Genomic DNA, 26,284 nt, shown 5'->3' with positions numbered 1-26,284 from the left:
GCGCATCGGTCACGGCTTTCGGGACGAGGAGGCGCTGTGAGCGGCGGACCGCGGACGAGATTTGCCGGCATCGTGCTAGGCGCACCCGACCCGCGTGCGCTGGCGGACTTCTACCACCACCTGATGGGCTGGCGGGTGACGTCGGACGAGCCTGACTGGGTGATGCTCGAAGCGCCGGACGGCGGGCCCGGGCTCTCGTTCCAGACGGAGCCGGAGCATGTCAGGCCGGTGTGGCCGGCCGGGCGGGGCGACCAGCAGATGATGGTCCATCTGGACATCGAGGTCGACGATCTCGACTCCGCCTCGGCCCATGCCGTCGCCGGGGGAGCGGTCGTCGCGGAATTCCAGCCGCAGGAGGGCGTCCGCGTCCTGTTCGATCCGGTGGGCCATCCGTTCTGTCTGTTCCTGCCGGGGCACTGACCCGGCAGGAGTCAGGCGCCGGGGCACACGGGCCGTGGCAGGGGCGCGCGGCCGGATCCGGCGTCAGTCGTACGGACCGCTGCGGCGGTGGTCGGGTCTTCGCGGCAGCCGCCGAGTGCCCTCAGGGCTGCGATCGTCCCTTTCCCCGGGAGGTTCGGGGGCCGGAGGCTGCTGCTGCGGGCCCTGCGGCGCCTGGTCGGCCGTCTCGTCCGACGCCTGCCCTGGCCGCTCGGCGGGCGTCTCCTTCTCCTCCCGTCCCTTCTCCACCTCGTCCTCGGCCGGACGGATGAAGGGGGGCCGGACCGTGGGCGGAAGTTCGGGATGTCCGGGGGCCCACGGGTCCCACTCCTCGGCGGGCGTGGAGTCGTCGTCGAAGTACGGATCGTGCCGCCGTCCGTAGACCTGCCAGTCGTCCGCCTGGTACGCGCCGTGCGGGCCGGGCAGCGTGTCGAACGGGCCGTAAGGCTGCGGCAGTTCGGAGTACTCGTGATTCTCGTGCGGAACCGCGCGGGCGGCGTCGCTGTCGTCCACGCGGCCGCGGCGTCCCTGGCCCTTGCGGCGGCGACCCTTCGCGCGGCGCCCCCGCATCACGAGCGCGCCGACGAGCAGCAGCACTCCGCCACCGGCCGCGTAGCCCACGCCCTCGCCCAGTCCGCCGGCGCCGGCCGTGAGGGTGCCCGCCTCCTGCCCCTGGCGGACCATCCACAGGACGGTGAAGCCGAGCACGATCAGGCCGGCCAGCGCCACGAGCAGCCGGGAACGCAGCAGCGCCGCGAGCAGTGTGATCGCGGCGGCGACCACCATGGGAAGGAACAGGCCCGTCCACACACCCGCCTGGGTGCCGGTGATGCCGGGGGACGTAAACAGCTCGTTGACCCGGTAGTCGCGGCCGAGGCGGCCGCCGTACCAGGTGAGGAAGGGGCTCCACGCGGCCGCGGCCGCCCCGACGAGCGCGAACAGGATGCCGAGCAGATTGCGGACCATCTGCTACGCCTCGCTTCCGGGCGCCGGGTCGCTCCTCCCCGCGGGGGCTTCTCCCGTCGGGAAGCAGGCGGACGACGCAGGCGTGCGCCGTCCCGCAGAAAACGGTACGCCTCGCGGAACCCCTCGGCCACCTCGCGGCGTCCCCTCACGGGGGCATGAGCCCTCAGTGACCATGTCAAGAATCGGGGGTCTCAACCATGTCGCGCCATCTCAAGCTCATCGCGGCTGTGGCGGTCGTACTTGTCGCGCTCAGCGGCTTCAGCCCCGCACGCAAGGGCGGCAGTCGCAGCAGCGGCGAGTCGGGCGGGTGCAGCAGTTCGAGTTCCAGCAGCCACAGCAGCAGCGGAAGCGGCTACGACAGCGTGAGCAAGGACCGGCACGACTCCGACAGCGGTTCCTACAGCGGCTCGCGCCGCTACAACAGCACCACCGGGACGACGGGTTCGAGGAACGGAAGCGCCGGCAACAGGACGGCGTCCGGCACCGTGACGCAGTGCGCGGCGCAGAGCGGCAGCGAGGCGAAGGCCGTGGTGGAGGTCCGGAACCCGAAGAGCTACACCAAGACCTACCGGGTGAAAGTCAAGTTCCTTGACTCCTCCGGGAGTTACGTCGACTCCGGAGAGGCGGAGGTGGAGGTCGGCAGCAGGGACACCGAGCCCGTCGACGTACGGATGGCCAATCCGAAGCGCATCGGCGACGTCTCCGAGTGCCTTGTGGAATCGGTCCGTTGACGGGCTGACAGGGCGTAGGACGCGGAAGGGGGCGGGTCGCTGAACGGCCCGCCCCCTTCCGCCGTTGTCCGGCTTGCTGAAGATCAGGGTATGTGCTCGTCCCTGTTGTCATTGATCTGGACGATGTGAGCGCTCGTCACGTCGGACGGCGACGTTCCCGCGGCCAGCGCTGGAGAGACTGCTCCTGCTATGAGTAACGAGCAAATGATGAGCGTTCTCAGAACTTTGGGCATTTCTCTCCCTGGTAGATGCGTGGTCGGTGCGGTCGGCGAACAGCCGGCAGTTTCAGGATTCCCCCTGGGCCGACGCTCAAGCAGCGGGCCCGGCGGCAGCGGCGCCCCCTCCGCGCCGCTGACGCCAAGCCCGCTGTATCCCCCGTGAAAATGGCCTACTTGCTGTCGTCCGCGGTTTCTTTCGACTGTGCCGCCTCGGGGCCGATGGGCGTGTGTTCGTCCATCGGGACCAAGACGCCGTCGTCGTCGGCCTCGGGGAGGATGGGCGTGTGCTCGTCCATCACCTCGATGCCGCTGCGGTCGCCCTTCTCGTCGCCGGTACGGGCGGTCTGGAAGTCCTTCTCGAAGTCCTCAACGGTGGACTGCGTTGTCTCGCTCATGGCCGAACTCCTGTGCTTTGGTGGCCGATTGTGCTGACGCGCCCGCCCAGCGACTCCCCCGTGGGTCGCCGGGCGGGCTTTTGGGCCGCTCACCATAGCCGGATTGCGGCCTCCCCCCAGATCCGCCTGCCCCCCGACGCGACGGATCGATGCAGTAACCATGCCGAGCCGCGATAAACGATCGATGAACGTCCGATAAGTGAGCTCGCGCAGGAGGTTTACGCAGCTGGGGCCGGGGTCAATAGACCGCGTACCTCTTCCGCGTCCGACGCTCCCATGTCGTCGAAGACGGCAAGCGCGTCCTTCCAGCACACACGTCCCCGGTCGTGCTGACCCAGCGCCACCAGTGCCCGCCCCAGCACCGTGAGCATCCTGCCGCGCATCCACTCACCGCCGATACCCCGCAGTGCGAGCGCCTGCTCCGCGTGTGCCGCTGCCTGCCCAGGGCGGTCGGCCGCCAAGTGGGCCTCCGCCATGCGGAAGTGGGAGACGCCTTCCCAAAGTGGCTGCCGGGTTTCGCGGAAGAGTGCCACGGCCTTGGTCAGCTGCTCGAGTCCCTCGGGAATGCGGTTGGCACGTGTGAGAGCCCGCCCGAGGGCGTACCTCCCGTTGGCCATTCGCATCCTGTGGTCCAGGCTCTCGTAGATCTCCAGCCCCTGCCACGCCAGCTCGACCGCGCGGTCCGTACGCCGCAGCGCCAGATTGATGTGCGAGAGGTTACTCAAGGCGCTCGCTTCGCTCGGGCGGTTGCCGTCCGCGCGGAAGGCATCGATCGCGCGCAGCAGGTACGCCTCTCCGTCGGTGTAGCGACCCTGGCAATTGGCGATGATCCCGCGCTGGTTCAGGGACCAGCAGGTCGTCAGCGTGTCCTCGGCGATCTCGGCGAGACGGGCGGCTCGCTGGGCCGTCCCGTCCGCTTGATCGAAGCGGCCCGAGACGATGTGCGTGTGCGTCAGCATGGACTGGACCCTGGCCTCGGCCAGTGCGTCGTCGGCGCTATGGGCCGCGTCCCGTACGACGGCGGCGGCACGTTCGTAACGCAGGGAATGGACACCGGAGTCGGCGCAGTCCTTTACGGCGATCAGCAGATCGGCGGCATGGCGCAGCATGCCTCGTTCCGCCGCCTGCTGCACGCAGGAGAGCACGCAGTCGGCCTCCGAGAAAAGCCAGCCGAGTGCCTCGTCTCTGCTCTCGAAGCCCATGCCGTCGGTGAGCGGTTGCATGAGGTGGTCCAGAGCTCGCTCCCCCGGGCGTTCGAGGGCGAAGACCTTCGAGGCAGTGGCGAGGTAGAAGTCCAGCAGCCGGGAAAAAGCCGCTTCCCGTTCCGACGGCGGCTGTTCGTCGCGCTCGGCGCATGCGCGGGCGAAGAGCCGTACCAGGTCGTGGAAGCGGTAGCGGCCGGGCGCCGCCGACTCCAGCAGGGACGCGTCGACCAGCGACTCCAGCAGGGACTCGGTCGTCCCGGCCGAGCGGTCGAGGAGCGCCGCCGCGGCCCGGAGGGAGATGTCCGGGCCGTCGGCGAGGCCCAACAGGCGGAAGCTGCGGGCCTGTTCGGCGTCGAGTTGTCCGTAGCCGAGTTCGAAGGTGGCCTTGACGGCCTGGTCGCCGACCTGGAGTTCGTCGAGGCGCCGGCATTCGTCGGCGAGCTTCTCCGCGAGGATGCCGACCGTCCAGGTACGGCGTGAGGCAAGCCGCGCCGCAGCGATACGGATGGCCAGCGGCAGGAATCCGCAGGCACCGACCACGGCCATGGCTGCCTGCCGCTCCGCGGTCACACGCTCCTCGCCGACGATGCGCGTGAAGAGCGTCATCGCCTCCTCGGGGCTCATCACATCGAGGTCGATGAGCTGCGCTCCGGCCAGATCGACCATGCGGACGCGGCTGGTGACAAGTGCCGCGCAGCCGGCCGCCCCGGCGAGGAGGGGACGGACCTGCGCCGCGTCGCGCGCGTTGTCCAGGAAGGTCAGCACCCGGCGGCCGGACAGCAGCGACCGGAACAACGCGGACCTTTCCTCGACCCCTTCCGGGATGCCGGTGTCGTCCACGCCGAGTGAGCGCAGGAACGAGCCCAGCACCGCCTGCGGTTCGGCAGCCGACGGGCCGGCGCCCTGGAGGTCCACGTACAGCTGGCCGTCGGGAAAGTGTTCGGCCGCGGCGTGGGCGACGTGCACCGCGAGGGTCGTCTTGCCGACGCCGCCGATTCCGGCCACCGCGGAGACGGCCATCACCGTGCCCTCCGCCTGGGCGAGTTGCTCCTTCAGCTCCGCGACGAACGCCTTGCGGCCTGTGAAGTCGGGGACGGTGGCGGGCAGTTGAGCGGGCTGGGCGGGCTTGGGTGTGGCGGGGCCTTCCGGCTCGTCGGGAGTGAGGGAGAGGCTGTCGTCGGCCTCCAGGATGCGCTGGTGGAGGCTGACGAGTTCGGCGCAGGGGTCCACGCCGAGTTCGTCGGCGAGCATCCGTCGCGTGTCGGCGAAGACCGCGAGCGCCTCGCCCTGCCTGCCGCTGCGGTAGAGGGCCAGCATCAGCAGCTCCCGGAGCCGCTCGCGCAGCGGGTGCGCGGCCGTCAGAGCCGTCAGCTCGCTCACCGCCTCGGTGTGGCAGCCCAGTTGGAGCCCCAGGTCGATGAGGTGTTCCTGGAGGGATATCTGCCACTCCGTCAGGCGGCTGCGGTGCCGCTCCGCGAAGGGTCCCGGCACGTGCGCCAGCGCCTCACCACTCCACTGAGCGAGCGCCGCGGTGTAGCTCTCGTGCGCACCCGGACGGTCGCCGCTCGCCGCGGACTTCTCCGCGTCCGAGACATGTGCGGTGGCCACGTCCAGATCCAGGACGACCTCGGAGTATGCGCGCCCGGGACGGATCGCGTATCCGCCGGACTCGCTGACCATCAGCTCCGCGTCGTCGCCGAGAGCCTTGCGGATGCGGGACGCGTACGTGCGCAGCGCGGCCTTCGCCTGGTCCGGAGGCTCCTCGCCCCAGAGGGCGTCGATCAGCTCCTCGGCCGTCGCGGTGTGACCGCCGCGCAGCAGCAGTGCGGCGAGCAGGGCGCGCTGCTGCGGAGAGCCCATGGGGATCTCCTGGTCGCCACGGCGGGCACGGACCGGTCCGAGCACGGTGAAGCACAACTGGTGCTCCTGCCGCTCGGTTACACGGCCGATGTTCCCCTCGGCGCCCATGACTTGGCCCCCCGCGCTCCTTATCCCACTCCCGCAGAGGTCAGTCTGCCTTGCTTGTCAGCTATACGTCATCAGGGCCCCAGGTCCTCTACGAGTCCTTCGAACTTCTCACGGAACAGGGGCGATTGGTGTGGTACCGCCGGGGGTACGGCCGGGCCCGCTTGGCGTCGTTGCGACAGTGTCAGCCGCCCGTCGAGAAGGACCGGCAGCGTCCGGTAGCCGTGCGCCATGAAGGATTCCACCTGGTCCAGATCCTGCGGCCGGGCCGCCAGGCGCAGCCGCGGGAAGCGGTCGAAGAGCGCGGGAAGCGCAGTGCGGGCTTCCCTGCGCGCGAGGGGGCGCCCAGACAGAAGTGCACGCCGTGTCCGAACGACAGATGCTCCACATCGGTGCGCCTGCCCGGGATCGCGGCCCGCAGGCGGCGGTGATCGGCCCCGTACGAGCCGGGTCGATCGGGACGGGGTCGGCTAGGAGCGGCCGGGAACGCCGGGGGCCTCGGCCGGCCGCTCGCCGCCCTCGCTGCTCCCGGGGCTCCTGCCGCCCTTCGTGTGCCTGCTCTCCCTGCTGTCCCATGGAGTGGCTCCTGCCTGGTCGGGGCTGATCGGAGTGAACCGGGCGGGTAGCCGTACGAGCGCGCGGTGGAACGGCCCCGGCCGGTACGCGAGTTCGTCGTGCGGGACGGTCAGCTCGATGTCGGAGAGCCACGCCGAGAGCCGTTCGATCGCGGTGGTCGCGATGAGCAGCGCGGGACGGGGAACGGGGCAGGAGTGCGGACCCGCCGACCAGGCAAGATGTGCCCCGCCGCCGGAACCGCTCGCACCGCTGCCGCTTGCTCCGGCGCCCGCGCGGCCGTGTGCGGCACCGGCCGCCGCGTAGGAGACCATGACGAGCTGCCCGGTACGGATCCACGTGCCGTGGAAGTACACGTCCCGCCTGGGGAAGTGCGCCGAGTAGTTGGAGATCGGCGGCTCGTTGAGGAGTACGTCCTGGATCGCGTCGCGCGGGGTCAGGGCGCCGCCGGAGAGCGTGCTGTAGTAGCGCTCGTCGGTGAGCATCCGGGACAGGGCGTTGCCGATCAGGTTGGTCGTCGGTTCGTGGCCTGCACCCATCGTGAGGACGATCTGGTGTGTGACCTCCTCGTCGCTGAGTCCGGCGGGGTGATCCAGGAACCAGGACGTCAGGTCCCGGCCGCGGACCCGCTTCTTGGCGGCGATCAGCTGACCGATGTAGCCCTGGTACTCGGCGCTCGCGGCCGACGCCTCCGCCGGGTCGCCCTCCATCATTCCGGCGATCGAGGAGATGAGGCGGTCGCTGGAGGAATCGGGCAGCCCGAAGAGCCGGTTGAAGAGCTTCAGCGGCAGCACCCGGGCGAACTGCCCCATCAGGTCCGCGTGGCCGTCCGCACCGAAGCCCGCAATGAGCGAGTCGGCGATGCTCACCACCATCGTCCGCAGCTCGTGTGAGGGGATCCGGTCGAATCCGTCGGTGATCACCTGCCGGTAACGGGCGTGCTCGTCCCCGTCGTTGAACATGACGTTCGGGCGCCAGCCGAGCATGGGGAGGATCGGCGAATCCGCCGGCAATTTCTCCTGCCAGAGCCGGGAGTCCTTCGACCAGGTCACGGGGTCGTGCAGCAGATCGAGGGCAGCCCGGTAGTCGGTGACCAGCGTGGCCGCTACCCCCGGTGAGATCTCGACGGGTGCCAGGGGGCCGTACTGACGGAGCCGGTCGTACACGGCCTGCGGATCGGCGGCGAACTCCGGCCCGTACAACCGCACGGGCTCGCCGTGCGATTCGGTGCCGGGCCGTTCGGCGTCATGCGGTTCGGCGCCGGGCGCGGCGCGGGCGGACGTGACGGGGTCGGCGGGTGCGGGTCGTCGGGGCGTGCCCGGTCCGGACGTACTTGGTTCCGGGGCACCAGGTTCGGGCGGACCCGGGGTGCCGGATACGGGCGGACCCGGGGTGCCGGATACGGGCGGGCCCGGTTCGGGGGTGGGGGTCACGCTGTCTCCTGGGGCGTGAAGGCGAGCACGTGGTCCATGAGTCCGATGAGCGCGTCGGTCGCCTGGTCACGGTCGCGTGCGTCGCACAGCACGAGCGGGGTGTCGGGCAGCAGGTCGAGGTGGTCCCGGAGCGTGGAGGCCTGGTGCGAGGGCGAGTCGGGGAAGGCGTTGACTGCGACCGCGTACCGCAGCCCGGCGTCCTCGATCATGTCCATCACCTCGAAGGAATCGGACAGTCGCCGGGTGTCGGCCAGGACGAGCGCTCCCAGCGCGCCCCGCGAGATGTCCTGCCACAGCGGCGAGAAGCGGCGCTGGCCGGGCGTGCCGAACATGTAGAGGACCAGGTCGCCGGGCAGCGTCAGACGTCCGAAGTCGATCGCGACGGTCGTCGTGGACTTCTCCCGGATCCCGGAGAGGTCGTCGACCAGCGCACTGCTGCTGGTCATCACCTCCTCGGTGTGCAGCGGCTCCGTCTCCGACAGCGAACGTATGAATGTGGTCTTGCCGACCCCGAACGGGCCGGCCACCAGCAGCTTCACCAGCGTCTGGGGCCGTTCGGCGTCGAGGTACATCCCGGCCCTGGCCGGGGGATCGGTGCCGGTGCCGACGCCTGCGGGAGGTACGTCACCTTCGTCTGCGGAGTCGTCACCGGGGTCGTCACCGGGGTTGTCATCGCGAGGACTTGAGGGTGCGGAGTCCATCGAGAACCTTCTCCAGAATCTGCCGCTCGGGCAGTTCGGCTTCGGGTACGGGGGCTCGGGCCGCCAGTCGGCCGGCGTCTACGAGGTCGGCCACCATGACCTTCACGAGGCTGACCGGCAGCCGCAGATGTGCCGCCGCTTCGGCCAGGGAGAGCGGTCCGGGCTGAAGCAGCTCCAGCAGGCGGCGCTGCTCGGGGCGCAGGCCGCTCCCCCTCGGGTCGGCGGGGGCGTACAGCACCGTGAGCCGGTCGAGCGTGTTGCGGCTGGGCCGCGCGCGTCCGGTGGTGGCCAGATACGCGGGCACGAGACGTCGGTGGTCACGCGGCGGCGGATTCATTCCGGACTGTCGCTCCGTGTCGGACGGCTCATGGCCTTGGAGCCGAGGGTGGCCACTTGGACCTGCATCTGGTGCGTGACGACACCCATGTTGACCTCCGGCCCGGCGAAGACGGCCAGGCATGTGTTGTCACCCGCGGGTATCGCGAAGACCCAGCCGAGATCGGACTCGATCACGGTCTGCCGCAACGTGACGTCGAATTCGCCGGCGAACGCCGCGGTCGTGGTGCGGGCCGCGCCCTGCAGGGCGGAGAGCATCGCGGCGACGCCCTCGGCTGAATCCCGCGCCAGGTCGGGAGAGCGGCCCTCGATGAGACCGTCCCCCGAGATCACCGCCGCATGGATCACATGCGGCAGTTCGAGGAGCGGAGCAAGCACCCAGGACGTGTCCTCGCGGACGGAACGGTGCGAGGGAGTGGTCATGTCGGAAGGTTCCCTTCGGATGCACCGGAGCCTGGGTCGCCGGAGTCACCGGCCCCGCCGGTCTCGCTTGTGTTGCGCGTGCGGTTTGTGCCGGCTGAACTGCCTGTGCCGGCTTCGTCGTTCGTGCTGCCCGTACGGGCTGGGTCGGTCGTGCTGCCGGTGCCGCCCGTGGTGGTGGCGTTGCCCGTGCCGGGCGTGGAGCTCGTGTCGTCCGTGCCGGTCCTGGTGCTCGCCTTCTCGGCGCTGCTCGCGCCGCTGGCCTCGCCCGTGGTGCTCGCTTTCTCCGAACCGCTGGCTTCGCCCATGGTGCTCAACTCGTCTGCGGCGGGCGGTCGTTCGGACTCCCCGGGCTCTTCCGTCCGAGTGGGCCGCACCGCCCGCGCGGACTCTTTGCCGAGCGTCTCCTCGGGGGAGTTGTCCGCACCAGGGGCACCAGGTGTGCGCGGCGGAACCGTTCCTGCGGCTACGCGTCCGGAGGCCGTGCCCTTCTGGAACGCGGACCAGCGCTCGGCGCTCTCCTCGGGAGTCGAGGGCGGGGCGAGGCCCACGCCGGTCCGCGAGCCGAGGAACAGATTGTCCACGGCGGGCTCACCGGCTCCGCTGCCGTCGGCACCCGCGGCGTTCGCCTTCTCCTGTGCATCCGCACGGTGCCGCCTGCGACGGCGCGGCAGCTCCTGTGCACATGCCGGGCGCGGAGCCAGGGGACCGTCAGCGCCCGCACCCGCACCCGCACCCGCACCCGCACCCGCACCCGCACCCGCACCCGCACCCGCACCCGGGCCCGTCTCTCCCACCGCCGGCGCACCCGCCGTCGACGCCCCCGTCGTTGCGGGGGAGCGGGACTTCGTAGCGGCAGCAGGCTCAGGAGGTACGGACAGATGGTGCGGGGATGAGGGAGCCATGGGCGACATCGGATGTTCTGCCTCGTCGAGCAGCGTGAGCAGGGGATCGCCGGGGAGGTGCACGACGGCACGTACGCCCCCGTACGGCGACGCCTCCACGTGCGTGCTGAACCCGTACTGGCGGACGAGCCGCCCGATCGCCGCGAAACCGTTGCGCGGAGGGTCGCCGAGCTCCGTGACGAGGATCGCCTCGTCGCCCGACATCAGCCGCTTGGCCCGGGCGAATTCCTCGGCGTTCATGCCGACGCCCGAGTCGTCAATGATCACGGACACTCCGCGGTTGCCCTGCTGGAGCGTGACGACGACGGGCAGGTCCGGGTGGGAGTGGTGGAGGGCGTTCGCCATCAGCTCAGTGAGCGTCACGGCGACCGGCTCGACCGCTCGGGCGATCACACCCACCGGGTCGCGCAGCAGGTTGCTGATCTGGACGCGCTCGTACCCACTGAGCCTGGACGAGGCGCCGACGACGACGTCCGCGAGGTGTGAGTTCTCCCGCGTCAGGCCCGGCCAGGCCCCGCACACCACGGCGGTCGACTGGATGCGGCGCAGCGCCTGTTCGTTGAGGAAGTCGGCGGCGAGCAGGTCCTCGGCGACGAGCGGGTCCTCGTACTTCTCCTGCATCCGCTGGAGGAGGGTCTGGAGCTGGTAGAGCAGCGCCTGGATCGTTGTGGTGGCGCCACGCATGGCTGCCTGTGCGGCGGCGTCGACCCGGTTGCGTTCCTTGGCTACCTCGTCGCGCACCTGGGCCAGGACGGCGTCGATGGACCGGTCCAGTTCGGGGCTGAGCGTCGCGGTCCCGAGCGGGCCGGGGACAGGGACGTGGGAGTGGGCGAGCGAGGTGGCCAGGTCGGGGATGCGGGCTTCGACGAGATGTCTGAGTTCGGCCTCGACGGCCCTGAGTCTCGCCCCGAGGTCGGCGGCGTACCGTGACGCACCCTCGAGTTCCGTCCCGATCGCCTCTGCGTGCAGTTGCGATCTGCTCAGCTCCTGCCGCGAGCGGACGAGAAGCAGCGCCAGAACGACGGCGACCGTACCCAGGGCGAGGAATACGATCAGCACCACCGGTGTGTCGGTCATCGGCGTCCTTGGTCGACTGGATTGCTGTGATCGATGTTCCGGACGAGCCCGGGGGAGCGAACTGCGCCCGGAGCACCGGCCCCATCGGCACTCGTCGCCCGGCGGTTCCCACATGCTGCCGCAGACCAATCGCGTGCACACCCGTAACGGGAACATCCGTACACATCGACTGATCGCATTCCGCCTTCAGGCAGGGGGAGTTCGGGCGCAGCCCGCCGTAACCCCGATTCGGGCGTGATGAGTTCCCCCTGTGACGATCCGTCAGCGGACGGGGCGGCCGTTGCTTCAGCCGCCGCCGGGCGCCGAGTTGCCTCAGCCGTCGTCGTGGCCGAGCCGGATCGGGTTGGTCATCGCGGCCATGGTGCCCGGCAGGCCGGCGGGCGAGCCGATGGGCGGACGGTGGCGTATCTCCGCGCGCACATACGCCGCCAGGGAGGCAGTCGTGCGCCACTCCAGCGGTTCGGCGCCGACCGCCCCGGTGAACAGCTCGCCCTGGTCGGTGAGGAACCTGGCCGTGGCGCCCTCAGGGGCACCCGAGACCTCCAGGCGGACGGTGACCTCCGCGTCGCGCTTCACAGCCAACCGCTCGCCGATACCCGCGTGTTCGCCGTGCGGGCCGTTTGCGGTGAACCCCACGGAGATGGCCGAGGACTCCGCGATGTAGCTGCGGCCCGCGCGTATGCCCTCCAGCAGGGACCGACGGGAGAGATCGTCCGCGAGGACGACCGTCTGCGGCAGGCCCACTTTCTGCGGCTCGGCGTGCGCGTCACTGTTGCCCATCGCGGGGAGCGGGCCGCGGCCGGACGGCGGAGCCACCAGCATGTTGTCCCATGCGGCGACCGCGAGTTCGTCGTCCACGGTCCACGGCCCGTTCCACACCTCCACCGCGTCCGCTTCCTCGTAGCCGAACTTCCACTGGCAGCCCACGAAGGGACAGTCGGGATGGGCCGGGACGACCAGACCGCCGGCTTGGCGGATGCGGCGCGCGAAGCGGGAGAAGTGACCGTCCCTCGCCCGGTAGCGCCAGTCGATGAACGTGCCGGGATCCGTGCCGAGTGCCAGCACATGGCCGTTGCGGGTGGTGATCTCCTCGCCGCACAGGATCAGGAAGTCCTCGTCCCACAGCCCGGCCCAGGCACCGTGCCCGGACGTGGTGTTGTGCTCGGTAGTGGTGATGAAGTCGAGCCCCGCGTCGCGCGCGGCCGCAGCGGTCTCCGCCGGGGTGCGCTTGCCGTCCGAGTGCACCGTGTGGAGGTGGCAGTCACCCCGGTACCAGGCGCGGCCGCGGCCCCGTGCGCGCTCCGGGGGGTGGACGGGACGGGGCGTGGTGCCCGGACTCCCGTACCGGAGGGTGACCGTCACCTCGTAGTTCAGCCCCTGGGGGGCGACGGTGTAGGGGCCGAGGACGACATGCCAGGTGCCTTCGCGCACCGGGCCTGCCAGATATCCGGGTGTCGCCTCCTCGGCGCTGATCGTGAACCGGTCCCGCGCGCCGCCCGACCAGCCACGGAAGCCCCGTCCGCCGAGCCCCGTGCCCCGCTCGTCGAAGACCCCGATGTCCAGGGCGTTGCCCTTCGTGCCCTCGGGGACGGACGGCTTCTCGTAGGTGTACGCCACCTCGATCTCGCGAACCCCGGAGGGGACCTCGACCGGCAGATACACGTAGTCCGGTGCGCCCGTGGGCAGGTGGCCCTTCATCGTCCTGGACTTCTCGGAGCCGTCGGCGGCGCGTGCGAAGCTCACCCCGCCGAGAGTGAGCACGCCCGTGGCGCCCGCCACGGCCGACAGCCGCAGCACGTCACGTCTTTCCACGCCTGACATATGTGCCTCCCCCTGCGCGCGGCCCGTGCCGCACGCCCCGCACCCGTAGTCCCACGGCGCCTGCGTGACGCCACGAGTCACTGTTGTACGCGCGGGCGACGTGCGGGGAAACCCCTGTGGAAAACTCCGGCCGTACCCGCGGCGACGCGCGGGCACGGCCCGGATGCGACCGTCAGGAGCGGCGCCGGGAGGCGACGAAGAGGGCGACGGCCACGACCGCGATCACGATGAGGACCAGCGGGATCACCAGCCACAGCCACCAGCGGCTGCTGCTCTTCTTCGTGCGCTCCGGTCCGGGGGTGCTGTGACTGCCGGCAGTGGTCGTGGTGGTCGTCCGGCCGAGGCTCGAGCCGCCCTTCGAGCTGCTGCCCGAGCTGGTCTTGCTGACGCCCCCACTGGTGCTGACGGAGCCGCCCGTGCTGCCGGAACTGCTTGTCTTGCTGCCACCGCTGCTGCTACTGCCGCTGAGGCTGCCGCCCGTGCTGCTGCTGGTCGTGGTGCTGCTGCTCGAACTCGAGGAGCCGCTGGTCGTGCCGCCCCTGCTCCCGCCGCCGGATATTCGGCCCGGCGCCGCCTGCGTATCGACCTGGTCGCCGTCCCGCGCCCGGTCGGCAGCCCCGGCGGACGTCCCGCCGGAGGCCCCCGCCGATATCCCGCCCGGAACTCCGCCGGCGGGCCCGCCCTGCGCGGCGTGCGCCGTGACGGCGCCCCCGCCCAGCACGGCGAGGACCAGCGCGGCGGTGGTCGTGGCAAAGCGAACTCGCATGAATTCCCCCGTAGTTGTGGAAAAGGCCGCCCCGGTGCGCGGCCGCGTGTCACGCAGCACCGTAGACGATGTGATATTGCCCGCAGCGGCCCCTTCCGGAGAGCCGCCAATACCGCTCGTATGCTCGGTTCATGACTTCGAACGCGCAGGATGCCCCCACCGCCAACGCAATGCGGCGCGCTCTCCGGCGCGCCCGCGACGGGGTGACGCTCGACGCCGCCGAAGCCGCTGTCCTGCTCCAGGCACGCGGTGACGACCTCACCGAACTCGCACGCTCCGCGGCCCGCGTCCGGGACGCCGGGCTGGAAGCGGCGGGCCGTCCTGGAGTGATCACCTACTCGCGCGGGGTCTTCATCCCGCTCACCCGGCTGTGCCGGGACAAGTGCCACTACTGCACGTTCGTCACCGTCCCCGGCAAGCTGCGCCGCGAGAAGGCCACGGTGGGGGAACCTCCCGAGCGGAGCTCGGGGGCGTTCCTCTCGCCGGACGAGGTTCTCGACATCGCACGCCGAGGTGCCGAAACGGGCTGCAAGGAAGCCCTCTTCACGCTCGGCGACAAGCCGGAGGACCGCTGGCCGGAGGCCCGCGAGTGGCTGGAGTCGCACGGTTACGACGACACGCTCTCGTACGTGCGGGCCATGGCGATCCGCGTCCTTGAGGAGACCGGCCTTCTGCCGCACCTCAACCCCGGGGTGCTCTCCTGGTCGGACTTCCAGCGCCTCAAGCCCGTTTCGCCCTCGATGGGCATGATGCTGGAGACCACCGCCGAGCGGTTGTGGAGCGAGCCCGGCGGCCCCCACCACGGTTCCCCGGACAAGGAGCCGGCGGTGCGGCTGCGCGTCCTGGAGGACGCCGGGCGCTCCAACGTCCCGTTCACGACAGGGCTGTTGATCGGGATCGGCGAGACGTACGAGGAGCGCGCCGAGTCCCTGTTCTCGCTGCGCCGCATCCAGCGGGCGTACCACGGCATCCAGGAACTCATCATGCAGAACTTCCGCGCGAAGCCGGACACGGCGATGCGCGGAATGCCCGACGCCGAACTCGAGGAACTGGCGGCGACGATCGCCGTCGCACGTCACATCATGGGGCCCTCGGCACGGATCCAGGCGCCGCCGAACCTCGTCGACGGCGAGTACGCGATGCTCATCGACGCCGGCATCGACGACTGGGGAGGCGTCTCCCCGCTCACCCGCGACCACGTCAACCCCGAGCGCCCCTGGCCGCAGATCGACGACCTGGCGGAGCGCACCGCGGCCTCCGGCTTCGTGCTGCGTGAACGGCTCCCGATCTACCCGGAGTTCATCAAGCGCGGCGAACCGTGGCTCGACCCGCGGCTGCTGCCGCACGTCGACGCGCTCACCGAGCCCGAGACGGGCCTGGCACGCGAGGACGCCCCCGTCGAGGGCCGCCCCTGGCAGGAACCCGACGAGGGATACCTCGCTCCCTCGGGGCGCACCGACCTGCACCGCACCATCGACACCGACGGGCGCACCGCCGACAGGCGTGACGACTTCGACGAGGTCTACGGCGACTGGGACTCCCTGCGCGAGGCCGCACGCCCGGGAATGGCACCCGAGCGCATCGACACGGACGTGCGCGCGGCCCTGTCCACGGCCGCCGCCGACCCGACGCGCCTCACCGACGACGAGGCGCTCGCCCTCATGCACGCCGACGGACCGGCCCTGGACACCCTGTGCGGCATCGCCGACGAGCTGCGCCGCGACGTCGTCGGCGACGACGTGACGTACATCGTCACGCGCAACATCAACTTCACCAACGTCTGTTACACGGGCTGCCGTTTCTGCGCGTTCGCCCAGCGACGCACCGACGCGGACGCCTACACGCTCTCCCTGGACCAGGTCGCCGACCGCGCCCAACAGGCGTGGGACGTGGGCGCGGTGGAGGTCTGCATGCAGGGCGGCATCCACCCGGACCTGCCCGGCACCGCGTACTTCGACATCGCCCGTGCCGTGAGGGAGCGCGTGCCCGGGATGCATGTGCACGCCTTCTCACCGATGGAGGTCGTCAACGGCGCCAGCCGCACGGGTCTGTCGATCCGCGAGTGGCTGCTGCAGGCGCGGGAGGCCGGCCTTGGGTCCGTGCCCGGCACCGCTGCCGAGATCCTCGACGACGAGGTCCGCTGGATCCTCACCAAGGGCAAGCTGCCCGCCGACACGTGGGCCGAAGTCATCGAGACAGCACACGAGTTGGGCATCCGCTCGTCCTCGACGATGATGTACGGGCACGTGGACCAGCCCCGCCACTGGGTCGGCCATCTGCGCAGGCTCGCGGGGATCCAGCAGTCCGCGCTCGCCAAGGGCGCAGAAGGCTTCACCGAGTTCGTCACGCTGCCCTTCATCCACACCAATGCCCCGGTCTATCTGGCGGGCATCGCCCGGCCCGGCCCCACGACCCGTGACAACCGTGCCGTGACGGCGATGGCGAGGCTCCTGCTGCACCCGTACATCCCCAACATCCAGACGAGCTGGGTCAAGCTTGGGACCGAGGGCGCGGCGGAGATGCTCCGCTCGGGCGCCAACGACCTGGGCGGCACGCTGATGGAGGAGACGATCTCCCGCATGGCCGGCTCCTCCTACGGCTCGTACCGCTCCGTCAAGGACCTCGTGGCGATCGCCGAGGCGGCGGGCCGCCCGGCCCGTGCCCGTACGACGCTGTACGGTCGGGTGCCGGCGGAGCGCCTGGAGGCCGCCCGGCGTTCCGACGGGCACCTTCCTGAGCTCCTCCCGGTGTTGGAAAAGTGAACCGGCGTTCTAGAGTGCTGACCTGCCGAGGGGCCGACCTCCCCTTGTAGCTCTTGTCCGTCAGCCGTACCAGTTGGAGTGAGACGTGGCCGCTTCCGGCGGTGATGCCATGTGGGGCCGCACCGAGCAGCAGGATTTCCGCAGCAGGGTGCGGGGCTGCCTACTGGGCGGAGCGATCGGTGACGCGCTCGGGGCCGGCGTCGAGTTCGACTCGCTGAGCGCGATCCGGCAGGCCCACGGGGACGCCGGAGTGACGGACTACGTGCCTGCCTATGGCCGGCGCGGAGCCATCACGGACGACACGCAGATGACGCTCTTCACCACCGACGGCCTCATCCGCGCTCACGTACGCCGGGACACGGGCGCCTGGCACCCGCCCACAGACGTGCACGCCGCCTATCTCAGGTGGGCCGCCACGCAGCGGGACTGGGGTCCTGACGAGCGCAAGACGGAGGACGGCTGGCTCGCACGCGAGGAGTGGCTGTACGCGCAGCGCTCCCCGGGCAAGGCCTGCCTCAGCGGACTCGCGGACGAGCGCATGGGCACCCTCGAGATGCCCAAGAATCCCGAGTCGAAGGGCTGCGGCACCGTCATGCGCTCCGCGCCCTTCGGGCTCCTGGTGGGCTGGGAGCCGCAGTTGGTCTTCCAGCTCTCCGTCGAGTGTGCCGCCCAGACGCACGGGCACCCCACCGGCTATCTGGCGGCGGGCGCGTTCTCCGCGATCATCCACGCCCTGGCGCGCAAGGACTCCCTCGACCACGCCGTGCAGAAGACCCTGGCCCAGCTCGCCACACGGCCGGGCCACGAGGAGACGACGAATGCCCTGAAGAGGGCGCTGGGCGCGGTGCGCCAGGGCATGCCCTCCGCGGAGCGCGTGGAGTCGCTCGGCCAGGGGTGGACCGCGGACGAGGCGCTCTCCATCGGCGTCTACTGCGCGCTCGTCGCCGAGGACGTACGGCACGGGCTGCTGCTGGCCGTGAACCACAGCGGCGACAGCGATTCCACCGGATCGGTCTGCGGCAATCTTCTGGGCACCATCCACGGGGAGACGGCGCTTCCGCCCGCGTGGGTCGCGGAGCTGGAGGGGCGCTCGACGGTGCTCGAACTGGCCGACGACTTCGCGATGGAGATGACTCAGGGGCCCGCGCTGCACGCCCCGGGGGCAGCCTCCCAGGCGTGGCTCAACCGCTACCCGAGGGCCTGAGCCCGCCTCATCTAGTAGGAACTCGTCTTTCGGGCGTGGGAAGAGCCCTCTCGGCAGGGACGGCGGACCGGTCGAGAGGGCTCTTGGCTCCTGGCCGAGGTGAATCAGCCGGGATGGACGGAATCGTCATCGCGCACGCCTGCCACGAAGCGCGTCCAGGCACTTGATGGGAAGTTCAGCGATGGCCCGTTCGGGACCTTTGAGTCACGCACTGCCACCGCGCTCTGGGTTGGGGACTTCGCCTCGAGGCATTCCCCGTTCATCGAGTAGCTCGACTTGATCCATTCGTTCATGTTTCCCTGCTGAATTGCCATGTCTGCTCCGGTTGTTCGACTCCGGTGAGCGACCGTACGCCTCGATTTCCCTAAGCGAAGAAGCCGTTCACTCGACCGGATGGCATATTCCGAAGGACTCTTCACGGCGCTCTTGGGCAGGGTGTACGCTCACCGCCCCTCAGTCACTGGCATAGTCCTTTGCCACATTCTCGATGAACTCGCGTGTCTGGTCCGGGTTGAGAGCTTCGGCGCGCAAATGCTCATACATGACGCTGTAGCTCTGCACGTCGTGCGTTTTCTCCAGGTAGAGGTCGCTCGTAACGCCCTCCAGGTAGACCACCGACGAGTCGGAGACGTCGGGGAATTCGAGGATGGCGTATGGCCCGTTGACACCGGGGTGTGCTCCCATCGAGAAGGGCATCACCTGAACCGTCACATGTGGCAGTTGGGAAACCTCGTTGAGCCGTTCCAGCTGCTCGACCATGGTCTGCCGGCCGCCCACCTGGCGGCGAAGTGCCGACTCGTCGAGCACCGCCCACAGTCGCAGCGGATGACGCATGTCGTGGATCCGCTCCTGACGGCGCATGCGCACCTGGACGCGCTTCTCGATGTCCGCCGCCGACACCTCGGGCTGTGCCCCCAGACAAACGGCCTGCGCGTACGCCTGCGTCTGCAACAAGCCCGGCACAACTTGCGCTGCGTAGACCCGCAGGGAGGCCGCGTCCGTCTCCAGGCCGATGTAGACGCTGTAGGGGATGTCCCCGAACGCGTGCCACCAGCCCTGCTGACGGGACTCTTTGGCCATCTGCATCAGCGATTCGACTATGCGCTTGTCGTCGACCTCGTAGACACCGCACAGGTCCCGCACGTCGCGCTGGCTGATGCTGCGGCGCCCGTTCTCCAGACGGCTGATCTTCGACTGCGAGACCAGCAGGCGGTCCGCGACCTCTTCGGCCGTCATGTTCTTCAACTCGCGGAGGCGACGCAGTTCCTGGCCCAGACGGCGGCGTCGGACGGTGGGATTGACGTTGGACGCCACAGGGGCTGCACCTCCGCGTAAGTACGACTACTTTCAAGTAGATTGCCACCACCGTGAGCGATCTCGCTGGCGAATGGCAACAGAGGGTGCGGAGCCGGGCACGCAGACGGGTCGGGTCACGGCCATGATCACGGCCATGATGCGGATTCCACGCGCGCGCTCCGGCTCGCAGGACAGGGCGGCGCGGAGGACGAGGCGTCGCGCTCCGGGCGCACACGCGCACGGTCCGCACACCCCCGTGCACGCCTCTTGCCCGCCAAGGGCCTTGCAGATCAGGGTAGTTGTGGCGCCGCTCGGGGACGTGGGGAGCGGTTGCCCGCCTGCCTCCCGCACGCCCTCGTCCATCCCGTACGCATGCGCGCGGGGTGGTGGTCCGGCTGTCCCCTTCGACAGCCTGACCACCACCCCGCGCGTCATCACCGCCCCGGCACGCGCGTTGCAGCGGTGCCGGTTGCGCGGGGTGCGCTCACGCGCACCCCTTGATCAGCGTGCGCCGGCGCGGACCATCCCGCCCACACTCGGCCGTGCCTTCTCGGGCACCTGCCTGGACTGGACGTGCCCGGAGGGTACGCCCGCGCGCGCTGCCGGGGGATGACCGCCCTGAGCGGTCGGCGTCGCCGGAGGTCCGGCCGCGCCGTTGCCCGCCGCACGCCGGGGCTGCGCCCCTGCGCCGTTCTGCACATCCATCACGGCGTGTGCGACGAGACCGCCCATCGGGTCGTGCCTTATCAGGTCCCGGAGCCGAGAGCGGCACGAGCGCCCCTCGTTACCGGGATAGAGGTGCTTGCCGAGGCCGACCGCGTGGGCCAGCGCAGCGAGCGCCGCCGTCCGCGGGTCCGGTGGCACGCCGGTACGGATGGCGGCATCCAGCCGGGTTCGGATCTCCCGGCTGATCGTCGTCTCCGTCGCCTGGTAGCGCGTCGTCGGCAACACCCCGCACATCTGGCTTGATACGGCATGCACCATGCCGCACCGCTCCAGGTGTGTGAGATAGGTTTGGCGAAGCCCCAATCGAGGCCCGCCGATCCAGTGGACGGCGCGCACCGGACTGCCACGCCTTCGCAGCAACTCCAGTGCGGAGTCCAGAGTTGGATCTCCGGTCGGCCGTGGCAACACCACGGCGATGCGGTCCCCATCTGGGGCTATACGTCCTGCGAGAGCCAGCTCGACGAGCTGGGCCCCGGCCAGGCCGAGGTCAAGCGACTGCGGCTGTGCCGTGGTGCCCGTGGCCGGGTCCAAGGCCAGCAGCAGAAGCTCCTCCGGAATAGTTCTGCGGCTCCTGCCCATCCATGCCTCCCCGCGTGGATGTCTGACAGGGTGACCCCTCTCACAATGGTCTGTCGAGGGTGCCTGGGCGTTATGGACGGGAACCAGTAGGTATGTCGTTCTCGTCTGCACGGTCGGAGAGACCTGTCCGTGACCTTGTCGGAGCCCCCGCGCGATATAGGGGGCGCGGCGGCCAGGACACTGTTAACTGTTACGGCGAGCGGCGAGCATTCATCAGCAGGAGGCATCGGTGGCGGGCGAGTCCCCCGACAAGGTGGAGCGCGAGGAGTCGTCGGGGGAGACGACTGCGGACGGCGGGGTGGTTGCGCCCAGGGGCGGCAAGAAGTCCCGGAAGAAGCGCGAACGGAAGGCGGAGGAACGGCCGGACGCCGCCGGCGTCGACTCCGCCGAGGCCCCGGGCGAAGCCCGCGAAGAGGCCACCGGAGACGCTTCGGAGACGCCCGCCGAGGACGCCGCGAGCGACGCGGCCGGAGCGGAAGCGGAAGCCGTCGGCACCACCGGTGACAGCGACGCCGCTGAGGACTCCGGCACCGATGGGACCGCGGAAGCGGAAACAGGGTCCGGTGGCGCCGGACGCAGCGACGCACGGTTGAAGGCCGCGGTGGCGGCGTGGGTCGCCGGTGCGGACGAGGAGTCCGGCGACGGGACGGCCGAGGCGGACGAGGCCGGCCGGGCCGGTGGGAGTGCCGGGACCGGAGCGGCGAAGTCCGGCGCAGGGCAGAAGAATTCAAGCCAAATCCCGACGGACGAGGTGCCCGGACACCCGAAGTCCGACGACGACTCGGAGGCGTCTGCCGCATCGGCGGTCTCAAAGGGCTCAGACGGCGCTGAGAGCTCCGCGAGGGCGGTCGACGAGGTCGACCACCCCACGGCGATGTTCAGGACCGTACGACCCGGCTATGACGACTCCGCGGCCGCGATGGACAGCGAGGAGGCGGCGAGGCGGGCCGAGCGCATGACGGCGGCCTTCTTCGGCTCGGGTAAACCGTCGGAAACCGAAGAAGCGGGCGGAAAAGCAGAAGAAGCAGAAGAGAAGGAAGAAGCAACCGCAGAGGCAACGGCAGAAGCCCAGGGGGCGGATGCCGCCGCGGACTCCCCTGGGGAACGGGAGCGGAGTCGGAGCGCCGGCGACGACGAGCGCGGCACCGGCGAGACCGGTCCGGAGCCGGGCGCGGGGAAACCGGAGCCTGGCGTGGGTGGGTCGAAGGCGGATGTTGCGAAGCCTGAGGCGGACGCCGGGAAGGCTGAGGCGGACGCCGGGAAGTCTGAGCCGGGCGCCGGGAAGGCGGAGCCGGAGGAGACCGGCGACGGGTCCGGAGGGCGCAAGGAGGCGGCCGCGGAGGGCAAGCGGTCCGCGAGGGCAGCAAATGCCGCCGACAAGGCGGACAAGGCCGGGGAACCAGCCGACAGGGCAGACACGGCAGACGAGACCGGGGGGACGGGCAGGACCGCGGGCCCGGTGGACCAGCCGACGACGGCCTTCCGCACCGTGCAGCCGGACGCTGCGACGGACGGCCCGAAGGGCTCGGCCGAGGAGAGCGGGAGCACCGGCGGCCGCGTGGACCAGCCGACGACCGCCTTCCGTACCGTCGAGCCCCCCAAGCGAGCCGACGGCGACGATGAGGACGGATCTGCCGGGTCCAAGGCGTCGGCGGACGGCAAGAAGGATGCGGACGCAAAGCCCGCCAGGCCCGTAGATCCGCGGATCGCCCCTCTCCCGGGGCCCGAGGGTGCCGGCAAGAAGACCGACGGCGAGGCCGACGCCGCGACCGAGGCCGACGCCGGGACCGAGGCCGACCCCGGGACCGAGGCCGACCCCGGGACCGAGGCCGACCCCGGGACCGAGTCCGAGTCCGAAGACGGATCCGCGACCGCGAAGCCGGAGTCCGCCGCCCCGTCCGGGAAGAGCCCGTCCGGGAAGACCAAGCCCGCGAAGCCGGGGCCCGCGAAGCCTGAGACCGGCGCCGAGTCGGACTCGGAGCGCACGAGCCAGTTCGTGCCGCTGCGCTCGGCCGACGCGCCCCCGCGCCCGACGCGTGAGCCCGGCGTCGTCGTGCCGCCGAAGCCCGAGGACAGGCCCACGGCGGGTGCGCTGCCTCCGGAGGCCGAGGCGCCCAAGCTGAGCGAAGCCGAGCTGACCCGGCAGCAGGTGCGGCCCGACCAGGCGCCGATCGACCTGCTCGCCCAGCTGACCAACACCCCTCCGAAACCGGAGACTCCGCTGCGCACCGCCGTGCGCCGGGTCAAGATCTGGACGCCGCTGGCGGTGCTGCTGGTGATCCTGTTCGCCATCGCACAGGCCGTACGGCCGCTGCCCGAACCGGAGTTGTCGCTGTCGGCCTCGCCGACTCACAACTTCCAGGGGCCCAAGCCGTCCGTGCCCTGGCCGTCCGAGGGTCAGGCTGCGCTCGACGTGCAGGGCCTCGGGTCGTTCGGCACGTCCGGGAAGCAGAAGCCGGTGCCCATCGCGAGCGTGGCGAAGGTGATGACCGCGTACGTCATCCTCCGCGACCACCCGGTGAAGAAGGGCTCGAAGGGCGCGAAGATCCCCGTCGACAAGAAGGCGGAGAAGGAAGCCGGCCTGAGCGCCCAGAACGAGTCGACCGTCGAGGTGAAGAAGGGCGACACGCTCTCCGAACAGGAGGCCGTGCAGGCGGTGATGATCGCGTCCGCCAACAACGTGGCGCGTCTGCTGGCCCGTTGGGACGCGGGTTCGGAGAAGGCGTTCGCGAAGAAGATGAACGCGGCCGCCAAGGACCTGGGGATGAAGAACACCAAGTACACCGATCCCAGCGGTCTGACGGCGTCCACGGTGAGCACTGCCAGTGACCAGGTGAAGCTCGCCAAGAAGGCGATGGGGATCGACCTGTTCCGCGAGACCGTCCGGATGCCCGGCTACACCGACACCAAGGGCGACCAGCACGGCAACTGGAACAAGCTCGTCCCCCTCGACGGGGTCGTCGGCATCAAGACCGGCACGACGACGAAGGCGGGCGGCAACCTGCTCTTCGCCGCGGAGAAGAAGGTCGGCGGGACGGAACAGCTGATCGTCGGCGCCGTGCTCGGGCAGTACCAGCCGTCGATACTCGACACGGTGCTCCGGGAGAGCAAGAAGCTCATCGACGCCGCCCAGGACTCGCTGCGGGCGCAGAAGGTGGTGCAGAAGGGAGAGGTCGTCGGGTACGTGGACGACCAACTCGGCGGCAAGACACCCGTGGTCGCGTCCCGTGACGTCTCGGCCGTCGGCTGGTCCGGTCTGAAGGTGAAGCTCGGGCTCACGGACGGCGGCAAGGCACTGCCGCACGAGGGGAAGGCGGGCGACAGGGCCGGCACGCTGACGATCGGCGACGGGCCGGGCCAGGTGAGGGTGCCCGTGACGCTGAAGGACGACATGACGGAGCCGGGCTTCGGAGCGAAGTTGACCAGGATCCTGTGATCCGGGTGCCATGACCCGGTGAGAAGGGCCCGGCTCACAAAGGAGTGGGGCGGGCCGAGCCGTACGGGGGAGAGAGCGCAGTGCCGACTGTGCAGGAGCCGCAGATGCCGGAAGGTGACGACGCCGGCATAAATCCCGGGGACGCGTCCGTCCCCGGAACCGGGACGGACACCGGCACCGTGCCCGCGCCGAGGCGGGAGGCGGACGCCGTCGCCCGCGACGGCACAGCCACCCGCACCCGCAGCCGTGCGCCCTCACGCCCCCGCCATCCGGCCTCTGACCCGCGTCCGGCTTCGGACGGGCACGACGGCGCGGCGCGCTCCGCCGCCGGAATCGACACCGCCGCCGACCAGCACACACGCGCCGACGTCGACGGCGGCGCGGACCCCGTTGGGCCCGGGCGCGAGACGCCGAGCCCCGGCCATCCCGACCCGGGCTCCGACGGGGAACAGGCCCACAGCCCCGCCCCGGAACGCACACCTCGGTCCGTACGGCGGCAGGCGGCGGAGCTGCTGCGCCATCCCGTCGCCTCGTCGGTGCTGCTCGCGACCGTCCTGCATCTGCTGTGGCTGTGGCTTCTCGCCAGCGGCGGAGGTGACCTGGCGGCTCAGGACGCGTGGGCGGAGTTCGTCGGGGAGCACCCGGACTCGGCCTACAACCTTGCCTGGTACGGCGGGCTTCACCCCTTCTCGTACAGCGTGATCTCGCCCTATCTCATGGCGTGGCTGGGGGTGCGAAGCACCCTGATACTGGCCGGAATTCTTTCTTCCGGTCTGCTGGCGCTGATTCTGCAGAGGGTTCTGCGCAAGCCGCTCGCGCCCGCCCTGTGGGGTGCCTTCTCCTTCACGTGCAACGCGGCCTCGGGCCGTGTGACCTTCGCGCTCGGCGTGCTCTTCGCGCTCGGCGCGGTCGCCATGGTGTGGGCCTGGCCGCGACGCTGGTGGCGAAGCGCCGGCAAGGGGCGGATCGCGCGGGGGGCCGCCGCGGCCCTGCTGGCGGCGCTCGCGACGACGGGCAGCCCCGTCGCGGGACTCTTCCTCGAAGTCGTGGCGGCCGCCCTCTTCCTCGACCGGCGTCGGCAGGCTGCCTATTCGCTCGCGGTCACACCGCCCGTCGTGGTCCTGCTCTCGTCGGTCCTCTTCCCCTTCCAGGGGCTGCAGCCGATCCCGTGGTGGTCGGTGCTCTTCCCGCTCGCCGGCGCCGTGTCCGCCTATCTGCTCGTGCCGCGTTCGTGGCGCACCGTGCGGCTCGGCGCGCTCGTGTACGCGGCCGGCGCGGTGCTCACGTGGATGATCCCCTCGCAGGTGGGGTCGAACGTGGAGCGCCTGAGCCTGCTCTTCGGGGTGGTGATCCTGCTCGCGGCCGCGCCGCTGATCGTCCGCGACTGGCGGTCGCGCCGCGGTGTGGCGATGATCGTCGCGCTGGTCGTCGCGGCCGGCTGGCAGATCGGCAAGCCCTCCTACGACGTCTTCGCCACGACTCCGGACGACGCGTGGACGGGTGAACTACGGCCCCTTGTCCAGCAGTTGAAGCGGGTCGACGCGTCACGCGGGCGGGTGGAGGTCGTGCCCGTACGAAGTCACCGCGAGGCGTCGGCACTTGCTCCGTACGTGAATCTCGCCCGCGGCTGGAACAGGCAGGCCGACACCGACCGCAACCCGGTCTTCTATGAGAACGGCAATCTGACGCCGGAGAGTTACCACAAGTGGCTGCGGCGCTGGGCGGTGCACTACGTGGTGCTGCCGTCCTCGCCCCCGGACGGTGCGGGCAAGGAGGAGGCCGAGATCGTCCGCAGGGGGCAGCCGTATCTGAAGGAGATCTGGAGCGGCGTGCACTGGCGGCTCTTCCGCGTCGCCGATCCGCAGCCGATGGCGGAACCTCCGGCGAGCGTGACGCATGCGGGCGCGGGTGAGGTGCGGGTGAAGGTGCGGCAGCGCGGAGCGGTCCTCGTGCGGATCCCGTGGTCGCCGTGGCTGGGCCTGGTCGACTCGCAAGGCCGCCGCATCGAGGCTCCGAAGCCGGGGGAGCCGAACCGTGAGGGCTGTGTGCGCAAGGCCAGGCCGCAGGTGGGCGGCCCGCCGCCGCCCGGCCAGGAGGAGCCGGTGACGGACACCTGGACGCTGCTGGAGGCGCCGCGCCCAGGCACGTACCGGCTGGCGGCGCCCTACAAGCTGCCCCGCGGTACGACCTGTCCGAGCGGGAGTGTCGGCCTCGGTGGGACGGCCGGGACGGGCGACGGCAGCGGGCCGGCACCCTTGGGCAGCGCGGCCGAGCGCTGAAGGCGGCAGTGACACGTCGGTGGCAGTGTCAGGCTGACGAGGGGACGAGCCT

The 26,284-nt window shown here is 70.6% G+C and carries 19 protein-coding genes; 6 read left to right on the top strand and 13 right to left on the bottom strand.

The features are described 5' to 3' along the window. Positions 1-36: 36 nt before the first annotated feature. Positions 37-420, top strand: coding sequence for a VOC family protein (locus tag I004_RS0118175; RefSeq protein WP_486580095.1), 384 nt, complete (start codon positions 37-39; stop codon positions 418-420). 63 nt (positions 421-483) lie between these two features. On the opposite strand, the gene I004_RS34655 is transcribed toward I004_RS0118175, so the two are convergent. Further along, on the bottom strand, positions 484-1,404 hold the full coding sequence (locus tag I004_RS34655) for a hypothetical protein (RefSeq protein WP_051345147.1): 921 nt from the start codon (positions 1,402-1,404) through the stop codon (positions 484-486). A gap of 197 nt (positions 1,405-1,601) precedes the next feature. Between I004_RS34655 and I004_RS0118165 the strand changes: the two genes are divergently transcribed. Continuing rightward, a complete protein-coding gene (locus tag I004_RS0118165; RefSeq protein ID WP_028436665.1) occupies positions 1,602-2,135 on the top strand; it encodes a hypothetical protein in 534 nt (177 codons plus the stop codon). 388 nt (positions 2,136-2,523) lie between these two features. Here I004_RS0118165 and I004_RS0118160 read toward each other — a convergent pair whose 3' ends face one another. The 9 genes from I004_RS0118160 to I004_RS34640 all read right to left on the bottom strand — a co-directional run bounded on the left by I004_RS0118160 (position 2,524) and on the right by I004_RS34640 (position 13,950). Continuing rightward, positions 2,524-2,748 carry a hypothetical protein gene (locus I004_RS0118160; protein WP_028436664.1) on the bottom strand — a complete coding sequence of 75 codons (225 nt, stop codon included), beginning with the start codon at positions 2,746-2,748 and terminating at the stop codon, positions 2,524-2,526. Between the two features lie 218 nt (positions 2,749-2,966). Further along, positions 2,967-5,921 (bottom strand): SARP-family global regulator AfsR, encoded by a 2,955-nt coding sequence (gene afsR / locus I004_RS0118155; RefSeq protein ID WP_028436663.1) that lies wholly within the window; start codon positions 5,919-5,921, stop codon positions 2,967-2,969. A gap of 467 nt (positions 5,922-6,388) precedes the next feature. Then, the gene (locus I004_RS34650; protein WP_486580116.1) at positions 6,389-7,699 is read right to left on the bottom strand and encodes a cytochrome P450 family protein; all 1,311 of its coding nucleotides are present in this window, start codon (positions 7,697-7,699) and stop codon (positions 6,389-6,391) included. 221 nt (positions 7,700-7,920) lie between these two features. Further along, entirely contained in the window at positions 7,921-8,496 is a 576-nt protein-coding gene (locus tag I004_RS0118140; RefSeq protein WP_028436662.1) for an ATP/GTP-binding protein, read from the bottom strand. A gap of 97 nt (positions 8,497-8,593) precedes the next feature. Further along, complete coding sequence (locus tag I004_RS0118135; RefSeq protein WP_028436661.1) at positions 8,594-8,962, bottom strand: DUF742 domain-containing protein; 369 nt, start codon at positions 8,960-8,962, stop codon at positions 8,594-8,596. Further along, entirely contained in the window at positions 8,959-9,384 is a 426-nt protein-coding gene (locus I004_RS0118130; RefSeq protein WP_028436660.1) for a roadblock/LC7 domain-containing protein, read from the bottom strand. Before I004_RS0118130 ends, I004_RS0118135 begins: the two co-directional genes overlap by 4 nt. Continuing rightward, positions 9,381-11,363: an ATP-binding protein gene (locus I004_RS34645; RefSeq protein WP_078511391.1), complete on the bottom strand. Its 1,983-nt coding sequence runs from the start codon at positions 11,361-11,363 to the stop codon at positions 9,381-9,383. Before I004_RS34645 ends, I004_RS0118130 begins: the two co-directional genes overlap by 4 nt. A gap of 312 nt (positions 11,364-11,675) precedes the next feature. Further along, a complete protein-coding gene (locus I004_RS0118120) occupies positions 11,676-13,175 on the bottom strand; it encodes a CehA/McbA family metallohydrolase (RefSeq protein WP_028436659.1) in 1,500 nt (499 codons plus the stop codon). A 181-nt stretch (positions 13,176-13,356) separates the two neighbouring features. Next, complete coding sequence (locus tag I004_RS34640; protein ID WP_028436658.1) at positions 13,357-13,950, bottom strand: hypothetical protein; 594 nt, start codon at positions 13,948-13,950, stop codon at positions 13,357-13,359. 131 nt (positions 13,951-14,081) lie between these two features. Here I004_RS34640 and I004_RS0118110 point away from each other — a divergent pair, with 131 nt between their 5' ends. Both I004_RS0118110 and I004_RS0118105 read left to right on the top strand, forming a co-directional pair. Beyond that, positions 14,082-16,712, top strand: a complete 2,631-nt coding sequence (locus I004_RS0118110) for a bifunctional FO biosynthesis protein CofGH (protein ID WP_028436657.1) — start codon at positions 14,082-14,084, stop codon at positions 16,710-16,712. Between the two features lie 109 nt (positions 16,713-16,821). After that, positions 16,822-17,916, top strand: coding sequence for an ADP-ribosylglycohydrolase family protein (locus I004_RS0118105; RefSeq protein ID WP_051345174.1), 1,095 nt, complete (start codon positions 16,822-16,824; stop codon positions 17,914-17,916). Positions 17,917-18,020: 104 nt separating this feature from the next. Here I004_RS0118105 and I004_RS38260 read toward each other — a convergent pair whose 3' ends face one another. From I004_RS38260 to I004_RS34635, 3 genes are all read right to left on the bottom strand, one after another. Next, on the bottom strand, positions 18,021-18,230 hold the full coding sequence (locus I004_RS38260; RefSeq protein WP_078511389.1) for a DUF397 domain-containing protein: 210 nt from the start codon (positions 18,228-18,230) through the stop codon (positions 18,021-18,023). A gap of 139 nt (positions 18,231-18,369) precedes the next feature. Next, positions 18,370-19,230, bottom strand: a complete 861-nt coding sequence (locus I004_RS0118100) for a Scr1 family TA system antitoxin-like transcriptional regulator (protein WP_028436655.1) — start codon at positions 19,228-19,230, stop codon at positions 18,370-18,372. A 483-nt stretch (positions 19,231-19,713) separates the two neighbouring features. Continuing rightward, entirely contained in the window at positions 19,714-20,517 is an 804-nt protein-coding gene (locus tag I004_RS34635; protein WP_028436654.1) for a GOLPH3/VPS74 family protein, read from the bottom strand. Positions 20,518-20,746: 229 nt separating this feature from the next. On the opposite strand from I004_RS34635, the gene I004_RS0118090 reads away from it, so the two are divergent. Both I004_RS0118090 and I004_RS34630 read left to right on the top strand, forming a co-directional pair. Then, complete coding sequence (locus I004_RS0118090) at positions 20,747-23,953, top strand: hypothetical protein (protein ID WP_028436653.1); 3,207 nt, start codon at positions 20,747-20,749, stop codon at positions 23,951-23,953. Positions 23,954-24,057: 104 nt separating this feature from the next. Then, a complete protein-coding gene (locus I004_RS34630; RefSeq protein ID WP_486580114.1) occupies positions 24,058-26,232 on the top strand; it encodes an MFS transporter in 2,175 nt (724 codons plus the stop codon). The last annotated feature ends 52 nt before the right edge of the window (positions 26,233-26,284 follow it).

This window comes from Streptomyces sp. TAA486 (genome assembly GCF_000426165.1).
The sequence above is the reverse complement of the archived record's forward strand: the minus strand, read 5'-3'. Positions and strand labels throughout refer to the sequence as shown.

Coding starts and splice junctions, on each gene's coding strand:
- I004_RS34655 (WP_051345147.1), bottom strand. CDS start 1,404: ATGGTCCGCAATCTGCTCGGCATCCTGTTCGCGCTCGTCGGGGCGGCC.
- I004_RS0118110 (WP_028436657.1), top strand. CDS start 14,082: ATGACTTCGAACGCGCAGGATGCCCCCACCGCCAACGCAATGCGGCGC.
- I004_RS0118105 (WP_051345174.1), top strand. CDS start 16,822: ATGTGGGGCCGCACCGAGCAGCAGGATTTCCGCAGCAGGGTGCGGGGC.
- I004_RS0118130 (WP_028436660.1), bottom strand. CDS start 9,384: ATGACCACTCCCTCGCACCGTTCCGTCCGCGAGGACACGTCCTGGGTG.
- I004_RS0118140 (WP_028436662.1), bottom strand. CDS start 8,496: ATGTACCTCGACGCCGAACGGCCCCAGACGCTGGTGAAGCTGCTGGTG.
- I004_RS34645 (WP_078511391.1), bottom strand. CDS start 11,363: ATGACCGACACACCGGTGGTGCTGATCGTATTCCTCGCCCTGGGTACG.
- I004_RS0118160 (WP_028436664.1), bottom strand. CDS start 2,748: ATGAGCGAGACAACGCAGTCCACCGTTGAGGACTTCGAGAAGGACTTC.
- I004_RS0118165 (WP_028436665.1), top strand. CDS start 1,602: ATGTCGCGCCATCTCAAGCTCATCGCGGCTGTGGCGGTCGTACTTGTC.
- I004_RS34635 (WP_028436654.1), bottom strand. CDS start 20,517: ATGGGCAGGAGCCGCAGAACTATTCCGGAGGAGCTTCTGCTGCTGGCC.
- I004_RS38260 (WP_078511389.1), bottom strand. CDS start 18,230: ATGGCAATTCAGCAGGGAAACATGAACGAATGGATCAAGTCGAGCTAC.
- I004_RS34640 (WP_028436658.1), bottom strand. CDS start 13,950: ATGCGAGTTCGCTTTGCCACGACCACCGCCGCGCTGGTCCTCGCCGTG.
- afsR (WP_028436663.1), bottom strand. CDS start 5,921: ATGGGCGCCGAGGGGAACATCGGCCGTGTAACCGAGCGGCAGGAGCAC.
- I004_RS34630 (WP_486580114.1), top strand. CDS start 24,058: ATGCCGGAAGGTGACGACGCCGGCATAAATCCCGGGGACGCGTCCGTC.
- I004_RS0118135 (WP_028436661.1), bottom strand. CDS start 8,962: ATGAATCCGCCGCCGCGTGACCACCGACGTCTCGTGCCCGCGTATCTG.